10 protein-coding genes and 1 pseudogene are annotated in these 15,093 nt (G+C 31.5%); 9 read left to right on the top strand and 2 right to left on the bottom strand.

Annotation, left to right across the window (positions count from 1 at the left end):
* Window positions 1–156 precede the first annotated feature (156 nt).
* The 8 genes from ACLBXA_RS22045 (at window position 157) to ACLBXA_RS22010 (ending at window position 11,977) form a co-directional block, all read left to right on the top strand.
* Entirely contained in the window at window positions 157–2,103 is a 1,947-nt protein-coding gene (locus ACLBXA_RS22045; protein WP_447617482.1) for a BglG family transcription antiterminator, read from the top strand.
* 150 nt (window positions 2,104–2,253) lie between these two features.
* Complete coding sequence (locus ACLBXA_RS22040) at window positions 2,254–4,209, top strand: fructose-specific PTS transporter subunit EIIC (RefSeq protein ID WP_447617481.1); 1,956 nt, start codon at window positions 2,254–2,256, stop codon at window positions 4,207–4,209.
* A 17-nt stretch (window positions 4,210–4,226) separates the two neighbouring features.
* The gene (gene manA, locus ACLBXA_RS22035) at window positions 4,227–5,174 is read left to right on the top strand and encodes a mannose-6-phosphate isomerase, class I (protein ID WP_277489724.1); all 948 of its coding nucleotides are present in this window, start codon (window positions 4,227–4,229) and stop codon (window positions 5,172–5,174) included.
* A gap of 586 nt (window positions 5,175–5,760) precedes the next feature.
* Complete coding sequence (locus ACLBXA_RS22030; protein WP_000204906.1) at window positions 5,761–6,054, top strand: ArsR/SmtB family transcription factor; 294 nt, start codon at window positions 5,761–5,763, stop codon at window positions 6,052–6,054.
* A gap of 231 nt (window positions 6,055–6,285) precedes the next feature.
* Window positions 6,286–6,459 (top strand): hypothetical protein, encoded by a 174-nt coding sequence (locus ACLBXA_RS22025; protein WP_277489720.1) that lies wholly within the window; start codon window positions 6,286–6,288, stop codon window positions 6,457–6,459.
* 2,143 nt (window positions 6,460–8,602) lie between these two features.
* The gene (gene hfq / locus ACLBXA_RS22020) at window positions 8,603–8,791 is read left to right on the top strand and encodes an RNA chaperone Hfq (RefSeq protein ID WP_242297152.1); all 189 of its coding nucleotides are present in this window, start codon (window positions 8,603–8,605) and stop codon (window positions 8,789–8,791) included.
* Between the two features lie 585 nt (window positions 8,792–9,376).
* Window positions 9,377–9,601, top strand: coding sequence for a DUF2187 family protein (locus tag ACLBXA_RS22015; RefSeq protein WP_242297151.1), 225 nt, complete (start codon window positions 9,377–9,379; stop codon window positions 9,599–9,601).
* Window positions 9,602–9,892: 291 nt separating this feature from the next.
* Entirely contained in the window at window positions 9,893–11,977 is a 2,085-nt protein-coding gene (locus tag ACLBXA_RS22010; protein WP_447617480.1) for an S-layer homology domain-containing protein, read from the top strand.
* A 312-nt stretch (window positions 11,978–12,289) separates the two neighbouring features.
* On the opposite strand, the gene ACLBXA_RS22005 is transcribed toward ACLBXA_RS22010, so the two are convergent.
* Window positions 12,290–12,448 (bottom strand): DUF1540 domain-containing protein, encoded by a 159-nt coding sequence (locus tag ACLBXA_RS22005; protein WP_000090307.1) that lies wholly within the window; start codon window positions 12,446–12,448, stop codon window positions 12,290–12,292.
* A 232-nt stretch (window positions 12,449–12,680) separates the two neighbouring features.
* Here ACLBXA_RS22005 and ACLBXA_RS22000 point away from each other — a divergent pair, with 232 nt between their 5' ends.
* A complete protein-coding gene (locus ACLBXA_RS22000) occupies window positions 12,681–13,847 on the top strand; it encodes an FAD-dependent monooxygenase (RefSeq protein WP_000866095.1) in 1,167 nt (388 codons plus the stop codon).
* 68 nt (window positions 13,848–13,915) lie between these two features.
* Here ACLBXA_RS22000 and ACLBXA_RS21995 read toward each other — a convergent pair.
* A pseudogene (locus ACLBXA_RS21995) lies at window positions 13,916–14,124 on the bottom strand (hypothetical protein); the annotation flags it as partial.
* Window positions 14,125–15,093: the final 969 nt, after the last annotated feature.

Raw genomic sequence — 15,093 nt, 5'->3', positions numbered from 1 at the left:
AAAAATAATTTAATCTAAATAGGAATTTTTAACGTAAGGTAGCAAAAATTTGAAAGTGAGTACAAATAATCGAAAGTGCTAGTTATAAGAGAGGGTAAAAGTATCTTGTAAAGTAATGCATATAACATAGAAGTATATAAGAGATAGGTGAAATTTATGAATACAAGACAAAAAGAAATTTTATTTTTTCTATTATCTGAATCTAACGACTATTTATTAGTACAAGACCTTGCGGATCAGGTGAATTGCTCTGAAAAAACAATTCGTAATGACTTTAAAATAATCGAGGAGCACCTTGCGAATTATACAAGTGCGATTCTTGTTAGGAAACCGGGATTAGGTGTGTACTTAGAGATTGAGGAATATGAAAAGGTGGACTTGTTTAATAAACTTTATTGTATTAATAATCGTACAAAATATGAATTAGATGAAGAAAGAATTCTACAAATTGCTTACAACTTATTAATGAATGTAAAGGCAGTTACTGCACAGGATATGGCATCTCAACATTTTGTAAGTCGGACTACTATTAAAAAAGATCTAGATAGAATTAAAAAATGGTTGCATCATTTTGATTTAACTATTATTTCAAAACAGCGAGTTGGACTTATTATTGATGGAGATGAAAAGAAAAAAAGAAGAGCATTGGCTAGATTATCAGATTTGATTCGTAATTCAGATCTTACGAATCAATTTATTAAAGAACAATTTCAATATCATGAGGTTGAATTTGTTACGAACGAATTAAAAGCGTTGCAAAAACGAAATGCATTATTTTTTACAGATGATACATTTGAAAGTTTATTAGTGCATACGTTGCTTATGGTACGAAGAATGAAACTTAAGCAACCTATTATAAATGCTGAAAAGGAAATTAAAATACTGAAAGAAACAAAAGAATATATATGGACATTGGAATTTTTAAAACAGTTGGAATGTGTTTTTTCTGTGCATTTTACTGAGGAAGAAGTTACGTATTTAACAGCTCATATATTAGGTGGGAAAATTCGTTATCAAGATAAACCAATGCAGGGCAGCACACTTACTGAAAGTAATCCAATTCTTTCTATGGTTATACAGCAATTAGTTAAACGTATGTCGCAGTTGTATGAAATTGATTTCAGTAAAGACGATATTTTAATAGAAGGGTTAACTATTCATTTATATACCACATTGAATCGTTTAAACTATGACCTTTCTGTCTCAAATCCAATGTTACACGATATAAAAAGAATGTATCCCTATGTGTTTAATGTATTGATACAAGTATTAGAAGAAATTTACGAATCTCTAACTATATATATTCCAGAAGAAGAAGCGGCTTATCTTACTCTACACTTTGAAGCATCTGTTGAACGGTTAGATTACCAGGGAAAATCTAAAAATGTAATTATTGTTTGTCATATGGGAATTGGCATGTCGCAGTTGTTACGTACAAAAATTGAGCGTAAATTTCGTCATATTCATGTGATGGACTGTATATCAAAAGCTGATTTACAAAGTTATATGATGAAACATCGTGATGTGGATCTCGTTATTTCAACTACTACTCTTTCAAGTTTAAACATTCCTCATATAGTAGTATCCCCATTATTAGAGGGGCTGGAAGAAAAGAAGCTAGGGGAATTTATACAAAATTGTGATGAGCCAAGTTATAAAGAACCAAAAGACTTTGTTATGTTCAACTATACATCTCCATTTTTAGTGTTTTTACAACAGGATATACAACATCCATATGAGCTAATTGAAAAGTTAGCGTATGCTTTGCATAGTAAGGGTTATGTAGATAAACAGTATGCAGAAAATGCAATCATAAGAGAAAAAATGTCAGCGACAACGATTGGGGCAGGAATCGCAATTCCTCATGGAAATCCGAAATTTATTCAAGAGTCAGTAATAGCAATTGCTACATTAAAGGAGCCAATTAATTGGGGAGCAGAGAAGGTATCACTTGTATTTATGCTAGCAGTTAAAAGTGATGGACAAGAGGTAACGAAACAATTGTTTCAGGAACTATCCTTTATAAGTGAGCAACCATCCTTTATTCAAAAGCTTACGAAAGAAACAAACGTAATGAAATTTTTGTCCTTTTTACATAATTAACCGAAAAGTGGAGAATCAAATAACCCGTTTTTCGCTTGGGTAAAAGGTTTATTTTTCCGGAAGTTACGGTAAAAAATGAAACTTTTGACGTCGTAATATTAATTTATAGTAAGTGTAGGCGCTTAGTAAAAAGTGTGAGGAGGATTAAGAATGAAATTGTTAGCGGTTACATCATGTCCAAATGGGATTGCCCATACTTATATGGCAGCTGAAAATTTGCAAAAAACAGCGGATAAATTAGGAATCCAAATGAAAATTGAAACCCAAGGTGGAATAGGGGTAGAAAATGAGTTGACGGAACAAGATATTCGCGAAGCAGACGGCATTATTATAGCTGCAGATAGGGTCGTAAATAAAGATAGATTTGTAGGGAAAAAATTGTTGGTTGTTGGGGTACAAGATGGTATTCGTAAACCAGGAGAATTAATTCAGAAAATAATCAGCGGGAATGTATCTCTTTATCATTCACAGTCAAAAATAGTAGAAAGTAACCAACAGGAAAGAAAGCAAAATCCGATATATCGTCATTTAATGAATGGTGTATCTTTTATGGTCCCATTTATCGTAGTCGGGGGATTATTAATTGCAATTGCGTTAACAATTGGGGGAGAAAAAACACCTGGGGGTTTAGTGATTCCGGAGGGTTCTTTCTGGAAAACTATTGAACAAATTGGTGGTGCATCATTTACGTTCATGGTTCCAATACTAGCTGGATATATTGCATATAGTATAGCGGATAAGCCTGGACTTGTTCCTGGTATGATTGGTGGATATATTGCAGCAACAGGAAGCTTTTACGGAAGTGAAAGTGGTGCTGGTTTTCTTGGTGGTATTATCGCTGGTTTCTTAGCTGGTTACATAGCGTTAGGAATCAAAAAATTAAAAGTTCCAAAAGCGATTCAACCAATTATGCCGATTATTATTATTCCGGTATTTACTTCTCTTATTGTAGGCTTAGCATTTGTATTTATTATTGGTGCTCCTGTTGCACAAGTTTTCGTATCATTAACAGCTTGGTTAGCAGGTATGCAAGGTTCAAGTTCAATTCTTTTAGCCTTAATCTTAGGGGCAATGATTTCATTTGATATGGGTGGTCCAGTTAATAAAGTTGCATTCTTATTTGGTTCAGCAATGATTGGAGAAGGAAACTATGAAATTATGGGTCCAATTGCTGCGGCAATATGTATCCCACCAATTGGAATGGGACTGGCTACTTTCATAGGTAAGGGGAAATTTCAAGATTCAGAGAGAGAAATGGGTAAAGCATCATTTACAATGGGGCTATTTGGTATTACGGAAGGTGCGATTCCCTTTGCAGCACAAGATCCACTTCGGGTTATTCCAAGTATAATGGCTGGTTCGATGACGGGTGCTGTGATTGCGATGATCGGTCATGTAGGAGACAGAGTAGCACATGGTGGTCCAATTGTTGCTGTGTTAGGAGCAGTAGATAATGTATTTATGTTTTTTGTGGCTGTAATTGTAGGCTCTATTGTGACAGCTGTTGTAGTAAATGTATTGAAAAAAGACGTTTCAAAGTTAGAAAAACAAGAAAATGAACAAATAAAAGAAGTTTCAGCAACAATAGAAGTGCAACAACTGGAACAGGAAGCTCAAGCAAGAGGCGAACAAGTAGACAAGGTAGAAATTAAAAAATTAACAGATATTACAAGTTTAGAATTAATTGAAACGGACTTAAAAGGGGAAACACGAGATGACATCATTGATGAAATGATTCAAAAGTTAAAGCAGGTGGGTGCATTATATTCAGTGACAGAATTTAAACAAGCTATTATGAACCGTGAGCAAGAAGGTACTACAGGAATTGGTATAAATATTGCGATTCCGCATGGAAAATCAGATGCTGTTAGGAAACCGAGCGTGGTATTTGGAATTAAACAATCAGGGGTGGATTGGAAGAGCCTTGATGGAACGGAAGCGAAATTAATATTTATGATTGCCGTACCAAAAGAAAATGAGGGAAATCAACATTTAAAAATCCTTCAAATGCTTTCTCGAAAACTAATGGATGACAGTTATAGAGAGCGGTTATTATCCGTCCAAACAAAAGAAGAAGCATACAAGCTACTAGGTGAAATTATATAGAACGGAGGATTATAATCATGACGGAACCATTATTTTTTGCACCTGTTTTTAAAGAAAGAATTTGGGGGGGGACACATTTAACCTCTTTTGGATATGAGATTCCATCAAATCAAACCGGAGAGTGTTGGGCTTTTGCTGCACATCAACATGGACAAAGTATTGTTAAGAATGGAAAATATAAAGGGCTATCCTTGGGGGAATTGTGGGAAAATCATCGAGATTTATTTGGAAATATGGAGGGGGAACGGTTCCCCCTTCTTACAAAAATTTTGGATGCCAATCAAGATTTATCTGTTCAAGTTCATCCCAATAATGAATATGCTAGCGTGCATGAGAATGGAGAATTAGGAAAAACAGAATGCTGGTATGTAATCGATTCCACTAAAGACGCAGAAATTATATATGGGCATCATGCGAAAACAAGAGAAGAATTAATGTCTATGATTGAACAGAAAGAGTGGAACAAACTGTTACATCGTGTGAAGGTGAAACCTGGAGATTTCTACTATGTGCCGAGTGGAACTGTTCATGCAATTGGTAAAGGGATTTTAGTATTAGAAACACAACAAAATTCTGATACAACCTATAGATTGTATGATTATGATAGAAGAGATTCAGAAGGGAATTTACGTGATCTGCATCTTGAAAAGAGCATTGATGTAATAGAAACTCCATTTATATCAAATCAGTTAATGGTTAAACAGGAAAAAGTAGATGATTTGAGTATAACTAGCTTTATCAAATGTCCATATTTTTCAGTGGCAAAATGGGAGTTAGATGGATTAACTAGTTTGGAACAACAAAAAGAATTCCTTCTTGTTAGTGTAATAGAGGGTGCAGGTGAGTTAATTAAAGAAGGGGAGGACTATTCCTTTAAAAAAGGAGACCACTTTATAATACCTAATTACTTTGGAAGATACGATTTGGTAGGTAACTTTATATGTATTGTTTCAGGTATATGTTGAATTCTATAATTTTTATATATCTATTAATAAATGTATTATTTAAACACAAATTAACCAGTTCTTGATTTTGAGGAGCTGGTTAATTTCTGTGAAGAGTATTGATTTTAAAATCTTTTTATTACCTGCAACATTTAGTATTCATTTTCTTGTTATTTGATACTTGATCCATAATTTTCTAAAAGGGTAAAGTTATGGTTCAAATTGTGACAGATGTATGTTGCTACTCACTTTTATAGAAAGATGTGAAAATAGTAATTAAGTTTAGAGTGTAAGAACGTAATTATATGTAATAGAATTGTAGAACTGTCGATGCATTCTGACCAAAACTCTTTCATAAGTAAGTAAGAGAAACTTATATTATTATTTATTTTTATGAAACATTGGATGTCAGATGTGTATTTATTTAATTGTACATTGGAATATATAAAAATCACGCAAACTCCAGATTAACTTCACACTCACATAGATAATGCGTTATATAATAGTTTTTAATGGTACACTAATGTTTATCTATTAAAATATAAATTTTGATACGGGATACTTGGATAAATAACTTCTCATAAGAAAATAATAAAGGAGAATAACTATGACAAGCACTGTACTGGAATCAAAAAAAACTAATATTACAGAAGAAGATGTTGAAATTTTAAAAATAATGGCGCATCCAATTCGTTTACGTATTGTAAATGAGCTAAGCAAGCATAATACTTTTAATGTTTCGCAGCTAACAAAAATTTTAGAGATACCCCAATCATCTGTGTCACAACATTTATCGAAAATGAAGGGTAAAGTACTAAAAGCTGAACGTAAAGGTTTAGAAATTTATTATTCCATTCGTAACAATAAAGCAACTCAAATTGTTGGCATACTTGGATATTAAACTATGTATACAATAGCATGAAGATAGAGTAGTACCTGAGTAAGGGTGCTACTCTTTTTGGATTCTATAAATACAACATGACAAATGTTACTTTTTCATAAAAGAACAAGAACATACTAGGAATTATGTTTTCCTACATTGAATTTAAACGTATATGCCATTAAAAATAGATGCCAGACACTTAGGATGTACAAAGTTAAAAACCACTCATCAAACCGCTGGAGGGATACAATGTCTTATAAAACGATACATACCGATTTTCGAAATGACTATACAAATGCTCGAGATGTCTTGTTAAATGAAGGGATGGTTGAAATTGGTCATGTTCAATATGAAAGTCAAAAAGGGCTGATTATACGTCCTGACTACGAAATAGAAGGAGAAATATATTTTTTTCGGGAATGAAAGCAGTGGGTAATACGATATATAGTGTGCAATTAGGCCCTTTTCATCAGTTAAAAGAGGCGGAGTACATTCTACTAGAAGAAAAATCTTGTATTACTATATAAATGAGAGATATAGCTATTAGCTAGGAAGAGATATAGCAAGTTGAGCGATGTTAATTTTACAAGAACCTGCTTACTTACTTATACTCCTTAAATCTCGAATTTTTTCAACAGCTACAACAAAAACGTAGTATGAACGAGCTGAAAAAATCAAAGCCACATTCGATAACATAAAACATGTACCTAATTAGTATTTAGAAGGTAAGTAGCATGCATCTTGATGTACTGATCTTAGAAGAATATCGAACAGTATTAGATACGAAGATTCAAATTTAGGTGACGATACTTAAACTACACGGTATATCAATTTGATTTGATATACATACGAAATACAATGTGACATACTTGTATTAAAAAATAAAGAAAAGTTTAACAATATCCTTTCAATGGATTCTTAACACAATTAATTGATTAAACTGAGTTTTTTTTAAAAGCAGCCACCTTAGCTACGTTATTAGGACTTTTAGGCTTTTTAGAGCAACTGGGAGCTGAGTCTAAAAAGGAAATAAAAAAATAATTAATTGTAAAACTTGAGGAACGTTCCTTCAACTGTATTATAATAAAGAAAGCAAGAAAAAGAGCCATAATCCCCAATGGCTGAGATTATGGCTCTTTTAAGATGCAAGAAGTAGACACAAGAGAAAAAATCAGTGACAAGGTACTGATAAATAGAAGAGACTTGTCACTGATTTTTTCTCTTTAAAAGTATACCACAAACTAGTTTTAATATTTATAGTAAATAAATTACAAAAAACCAATTCTTGTATGGTAGAATTGGTTTTTTATAATAAACATCGCCTAAAGGAGACTCGACTCTTTTTTTTAGTATAACATAAATTGATAGAAAATTCAAAATGAAAAAATCATTAAACTAGAAGTATCAATTAAAAAGATATAGCACATGTTACCGAGGTTCACTTATATAAGTTATGGTAAGCAGCTTATCAAAAAAAGTGCAGAAGGATGTTGCTAAGGACAGAACCTTTTGAAAGGAAATGTTCTATAGATGTGCAATTTTAGTGTGAACTTTTATGATATATGCGAAAAAACATGAACAATTTTGTGCATGCGTAATAAAAAGCTATGTCCTGTCTATATAAATATATGCTTGTCTAGTTAAAATGTGTATAGTATTTCAAAAAAATCGGCATTTATTGATAAATGTGTAGAGCGCCTTGAGAAGAAGATGCTTTTAAGGTGAGTATACAGTAACGACTATTCATTTCAATATATGTAATTTATGGGGAATTTGAAACAACTTTAAAACAATAGCTTGTTTCATAGAAAGGGTTAGTAACCAGAAAAAATAAAGAGCACCCTATAAGGGGTCTTATGACTAATACTGAGGTAACTATGCATTTTGTATGTGTTTTAGCAGATAAAGTGAATAAAAGAAGCGTTTGTGTTTAAATATTCCTGAAAACAATATTACTCTTACTGGTAAAGAGTACGATATATATAAGTTTTTTGAGATACAAAACATGTCATAAAAAATCATTCTTTAAAAAGGTTCTGTTGTGAGAGTAGGCCCTTTTAGGGAGAATAATATGAGTGGGAAAGCTTTCACATACATAATATATATGTATTTTTATAAATGGTGACAAGTTAATTGAAAGGATAAGAGCAGTTAGAGTAGACTAACTGCTCAATACAGAAAAGAGAAGAGAAGAAATACTGGGACAGATTAAATGAGTTATGGCTTATTGCCTGTGTATAGTATGTGTTTATTATTTAGAAATATTCAGGTGTATCAAAGTGAAAAAAGAGTAAACTTGACCAAGACTAATTCCAGGAATGAATAGTCAAATAAACGGATTACTGTTGTTTCATTGTGCTTATTGGTAATATTTGTTACAGTTTGTAGTCAACTTGTATTTACTACTACAAGTTGACTATGCTTTTTAGAAAGAATAATCAATTTTCTGTATTTTAAATTAATTTGTTGCGAAATACGTACCTGGAGCGGCATTTGTATTTAATTGTGTTACGATAGTTATATAGTAGCAAGTATTGAGAATATATATAAATAGGGGGCTTGTTTCATGTATAACTTACAAGGAGATACGTATGAACAATTAAAAGTAAAAAAGGGGGACTGCACCATATTTTTAAAGAGTGGGGTTCCCATACGCGGGAAAATTCTTGCAACAGATAAATTTACGGTTCTTATGATGGTTCAGGGTAAGCAACAACTAACTTACAAACAAGCGATTTCCACAATTATTAGGTAATTCATATTCTATTTTTCGGGGGAGAGAGACAAAAAATAAAAAAAAGAAGATTGAATCAATCTTCTTTAAAAAAGGAATAGATGACAGGATAGTACCCAGCTCTTAATCAATTATAATTAAGTATACAAATATATTCAACTTATTTTGAATTTTCTCAATATTTATTATATCATTCTCAAATTATAATATAAGTAATTCTTTTTATTATTATATATTTGTTCTTTCCTGTTGCAGCGTCCTCGTTATAGGGATGCTCTTTTTTGTATAACAAATCCAAAATAAAAAAGATAAGACCGGAGAGGATCTTATCTTTTTCATAAGGAGAAAAAGTCAAAGACTTTCTTAACATTAATAATAGTATATTCCTTACTTTACTTCTATATAAAACCTATATTTAACATCTATTTCTATATTGAGAAACAAATTATAAAATGTGCTATAAATTATTTAAAAATCCAATGCTGTAACAGGAGCTACGAAAAATAAGATTAAGTGTTCTTTATTTTATATACTTGCCAACCAGTATGAAGAATCAAAATTGGGGGAAACTATTGAATACTTAACGATAATTTAGGGGGACACAAAATGGATCATAACACAAAAGTAAAACTTGGAGATTACGTTCAATTTTCATATCGTAAAAATCCTAATTTACAATTAACAGGATTTGTAGTGACTGTTCTACAAAATACAATTGTTGTAGATATTACAGAAGTAATGGATATTGAAGTAGATGATGTTAGGCAAGTTGTGAAGCATGGGTATTATAATAAAATAGTTCCTACGCAGATTAAAAATAACGTTTCATAAAAAAGTGCTCCTATATAAATTTAGGAGCACTTTTTTATAGAAATAATCTTGAATATATTTTGTATCCCGACATCTCATACAATTCTAAAATTTAGCTGGTTAGATAATACAACAGATTTAGAAAAATGAGTATATCTCCATAAAATTATATAAATACATTATTGATGTTCCGAAAAAACTACTAACAAGAAGTAAATTCTGAACACAATCATATTGACAATGATAATCATTATCAATATGATTGTAGTGTTAATTATTTTTTATTACTCTTTATGTAAGGGAGATATTATATTGGGAAAAATTAAGACGAAATATCTAAAAAGATTGGTTGTGGCTGCATCCTTAGTAGTTCCATTTAACGTGCTTGCTTCTCCAATAGTTAAAGCAGAAACGCCTATTCAAGTAAATACAAATCAAAAAGTTTCAGAAGGTACCTATGATGTAATCTTAAAAACATATAGGGATCAAACCAATGAATCATCTATCACATCTAATTACTTAAAGGAGCCAAAAGTTACGATTAAAGATGGAAAGAAAATTGTAACGGTAACCGTTCAGGATAGTGACTATTTTCAATATCTTAGAGTAGAAGATTATCGTACACCTGGTGTATTCCATGATGTACAGGTAATTTCTGAAGATAAAAGAAAAAATGGGACAAAAGTGGTTCAATTTGAGATAGGAGAATTCTCAAAGAAATATAATATGCAGATGCATGTTCTGATTCCGACCATGGGATATGATCATAAATATCAAGTTCAATTTGAAATAGATGCTTCAAATATGAAAGAGGATTCCAGCAATAAACCAGTTGATAGTAAAGAGTTAATACCCGATGAAAAGTTAAGACAACATATTAATCAATGGGTCTTAAATAGAGAGGATGCAAATGCACCTATAACAAAAGAAGATTTATTGGAAATTAAAGATATATATTTAGACAATAAGGAGATAAAGGATTATAGAGGATTAGAGTACCTGCAAAATTTAGAAAGTCTTAGCTTGAGAAATGCACAAATCAAAGATTCGTCAGTAATATCTAAATTGAAAAATCTTAAAGTTATTGATTTATCTTATAGTCAAATGAATGATATTAAACCACTTACTGAATTAAAAAAAGTTGAAGAATTATATTTGAGAGAAACTAAGCTTTCGGACTATTCGCCATTAAACGAGATGAAAAGTATAACACGGTTGGATTTAATAGGAAATAATATAGAGGATATTCGGCCAATATGTACATTAACTTCTTTAAAATCGTTATTTTTATCAAGTAATAATATTAGTAATATAACTGGTATTAACCAATTAACTAATTTAGAAGAATTGTCGCTAGGATATAATACAATCCACAGTATTCAACCAATTAGCGAATTAAAGAATTTAAAAGAGTTAGATTTAAAATATAATGAGATAAATGATATTAGTCCTTTATCTAAATTGGAACAATTAAACACTCTTAACCTGGAAACAAACTACATTAATGATATTTCAACATTAAGTATGTTACCGAATTTAAGTAATGTAAATTTAGATGCAAATGCTATTTCAGATATTCGCCCATTAAAAAATATAAAGCGAGCAAATATCCAAAGGCAAAAAATCTTTTTGAATGAAGGAAATATAAATGAGGCTCAAAAAGTACAAATATTTGATCCAGCGGGGAATCTACCTAAGAGCATTAAATTGAAAGAAGATGGAACAGTTACAAACGGGGTCATAAAATGGAAGACCGCAGGGGAAAAAGAATTTACATTTGAAACCAGCTTTGATGCAGGTGGCTATTATCCAATATTATTTAATGGAACAGTGATGCAAAATGTTGTAGTTAAGAAAGAAACTCCAGCAACCTCTTTTTCAGATGTACCTAATTGGGCCAAAGAATCCGTGGATTATTTAGTTAATAAGCATATTATAAATGGTTATCCAGATGGAAGATTTGCACCATATGATCAATTAACACGTGCACAGGCTGCCAAAATTATTGCAAAAACTGTAGATTTACCTGTAGATTCATCTGCTAAACCAACATTTTATGATTCACAAGATCACTGGGCTGCACCTTACATCGCTGCAGTTGAGAAAAAAGGGATTATTATAGGAGATGGAACAGGAAAATACAATCCAGAAGCAGCTATTACGAGAGCCGAAATGGCGACTATTTTAGTAAGAACATATAATCTTAATACCAAGGTGAATTCCAATAATAGCAAACTTATATTTTCAGACTTAAAAGGCCATTGGGGTGAGGACTATGTAAATATTCTCATTAATAAAGGGATTTCTATTGGTACAGGATCTGGATGGGAACCTGATAGATTCGTAACGCGTGCAGAAGCAGCTCAATTTGTTGCAAAAACAGATAAAATGAAATAGTAATATATGTATAAATTAAAAATACTGGCACATTGTTTTACCACCAGGTACATATCGTTCAGAAATGTGGGAGAAGAGTACTTATACGGTGACAAACATTAAATCCAAAAACTTCAAAATGTCTTCATGATTCTTTAATTAACTAGAATAAATAACCCACTCAATTCCAATTAAGTGGGTTATTTATTCTAGTCTTAATTTTCAAGATATTTTTTAAGTTCGTAAGCATTATATAAATTATTATCTATACAAGATTGTACTGTTATTTTCAACCCTAGGATTAGATGTTCTATTTCTTCATCCATCAAAAAATTACAATTCTTCTGGTACAAATGTTTTACAATCTGTTTCTTTACTATCTGATGCTTGTTTACCTGTATGACTAATTACATAAATAGCATCTGCATTGCACTTGTTTCCGGAATTCCAATATTTACAGTTATTTACCTCACAAAGAACATCTCTAGCCATTACACTACACCTCCTTTATTAATTATTATTTACAGCGTTAACCCAATTAATACTTTTTGTGTATGATAACCACTTGTACATGATTTGAAACTAAATGACGTTTTTTGTTTGACAGCATTGAAAATGTCTATGGAAGAAATACCGTAATTATATAGTTCCTTCTTGTTATAAGCCATTTTTTGTAATATTATATTTATAAATGATAATGATTATCAATATCAGGAGGGGTTTTATGAAAGTATTAATTTCTGGTGGTGGTATTGCGGGACTAACTTTAGCAAATTGTCTTTTATCTAATGGTTTTTCTCCAACTATTATTGAAAAGGCTCACTCGTTTCGGTCGATTGGGTCCGTAATTAGTTTAAGAGGAGATGCGATATTTGTTCTTGATAAATTAGGATTATTAGAACAGGTTAAAAAAAACGGAGTCATAGTAGAAATGAGACAATTTGTTGATAAAGGGGGACAAGAACTGCGCAAAATCGATTTTAGAAAATTTCATATCCAACAGGGTGGTTCAATAAGTATTCACCGTTTTATATTGCATGAGATTCTTTATGAATCCATAAGAAATTCTATTGATGTGAATTTTAATACAACAATTCATTCCTTCCATCAAAATAGCGATCAGGTTGAGGTCACCTTCCATGATGGAAGGAAGGAGTCCTTTGATTTAGTCATTGGGGCAGACGGTATTCATTCAGTTACACGTAATTTATTAATGAAAGAACAATATATGAAACAGCTGGATATAGGTTTTTCTGTGTTTACTATACCAAGGCCTACTCTTATCCCTGAGAAATTGAAGCAAAATCAAACTTTAGAGACACTGTTACCAGGATGTTATATTCATTGCGGGATGGATGATACTTATATCTGGGGAATGTTTATATATAAGAATAAGCATCGAGAACAGTTCCATAATAAAAATAATAAAGAATTCTTATTAGAGTTATGCAAAGACATTGAGTGGGGGATACGTGACGTTATTGAAAGTATAAATAACGAAAATCTTATTTTTCAAGATCAAATGACACTTGTCCAGTTACCACAATGGAGTGATGGACGTATAGTATTATTAGGCGATGCGGCTCATGCTATGACCTTTATGTCAGGAACTGGTGGTGGGAAATCTATGCTGGGGGCTTACAAATTGACTCAAGAGTTAATACATTGCCCTTCTCACAAAGAAGCCTTCTATAACTATGAATCTTACTTAAAATATGAAATTGAAAAAATACAAAAAAAATCTATCAAAGCAGCGAATTTTTCTTCATCTGACAGTCATATAATGAGATATTTCAAAGTTGCAATGTTAAAGTATTTTCCAACCGTACTTATGAATAGCATATTAAAAAAATTATTTATTGTAAAACCACAAAATTACTATAACTTATGACAGATCAAACAAATTACCGAATTATAGTTTAGTAACGTTTAGAGCATTTAATCAATACTATTTTTAATAGTGAGATATTTTACGTTCATTTTTCTGCTGTTTGAATGTAAGCAGTTATGGGTGTTCCTACAGAAAATGTTTCTGTGATATCTTTTGTTGTATATGTTCCATCTACAGATTGAGTTTTAGCTGCGATGAAATCAGTTTGATAGGCACATCCTGTTGAACATATTAAAAAAATTCCAGTAATAATACTTGCACAAGTTGTTTTTACAATTCACAAAATCCTTCTATAACTGTTCATATTGTCAACCCATTTAGGATAACAAATTGTATATAAGAAGTTTGTTAGTTTATACGAGTCGTAAATCAATGAAAATACAAATATTTTGGCAGTTTTTGTTTCAAACAAAAGAAAAGACACCCTAAGGTGCTTTCTGCGATTTGAATCATTAGCAATATGGTATTGAATGCCAATCCGATTATTGTTTTACTACATTAAGTAACTTCAGTTATTGATAAATAAAGAAAAGCGTTATTTTTATCGGAAATGGCAGGTGATTGACCAAATCACCTGCCATTTTGCCTGAGGAGTAAAACTCCGTTTTGAAAGAGTGTAGCTGACTCGTAGATAGTATGTGTAATGTGGAAAAGAATATTCGTAAAGTAGAATTAAAAAGAACCTGTTGTTTATAACAAACAGGTTCTGATCAGAGCCATAGACTCAATTACAGGAACTACAAATCTACTGGGGGGTAGTGTAATTCCTGATTAATATTAAGTTATGTTAATGAAATCTAAATATGATTAATCAAATGATAGCTAAACAAAATTCTTATTATACGAGTAAAAATAAAAGAACCCGTTTGTTATAAACGGATTCTTCCTTTAAGGTGTGCAAGGAATACAAGGTAACTGGCCTAGGGAAACCTGTAGAATTCCTTGTGCTTGTAATGTATGCAAAGGAATCAATAAGGTGAATGAATTTCAAACAAAAGCATTATTTCGCAACAAACGAAAAAGAGCACACATATAAGTATGCCCTTTGACAAGAAAGGTAGATTTCTATGAGTGGATGCCTCCAATCGCTAATGAATATCCGTTTTCATTAAAGTATATGTGAATTTTAATTAGTAATGATTATAAAAAAATTATAGAAAAGAATGCATAAGAAAAAGTGCCTTCGAACAGCGCTCTTTCCTGGAGTGAATAATCGAATAAGCTAATAAAGAAAGGTGCATCAAAA

This window comes from Bacillus sp. D48C, from assembly GCF_053345735.1.
The sequence above is the reverse complement of the archived record's forward strand: the minus strand, read 5'-3'. Positions and strand labels throughout refer to the sequence as shown.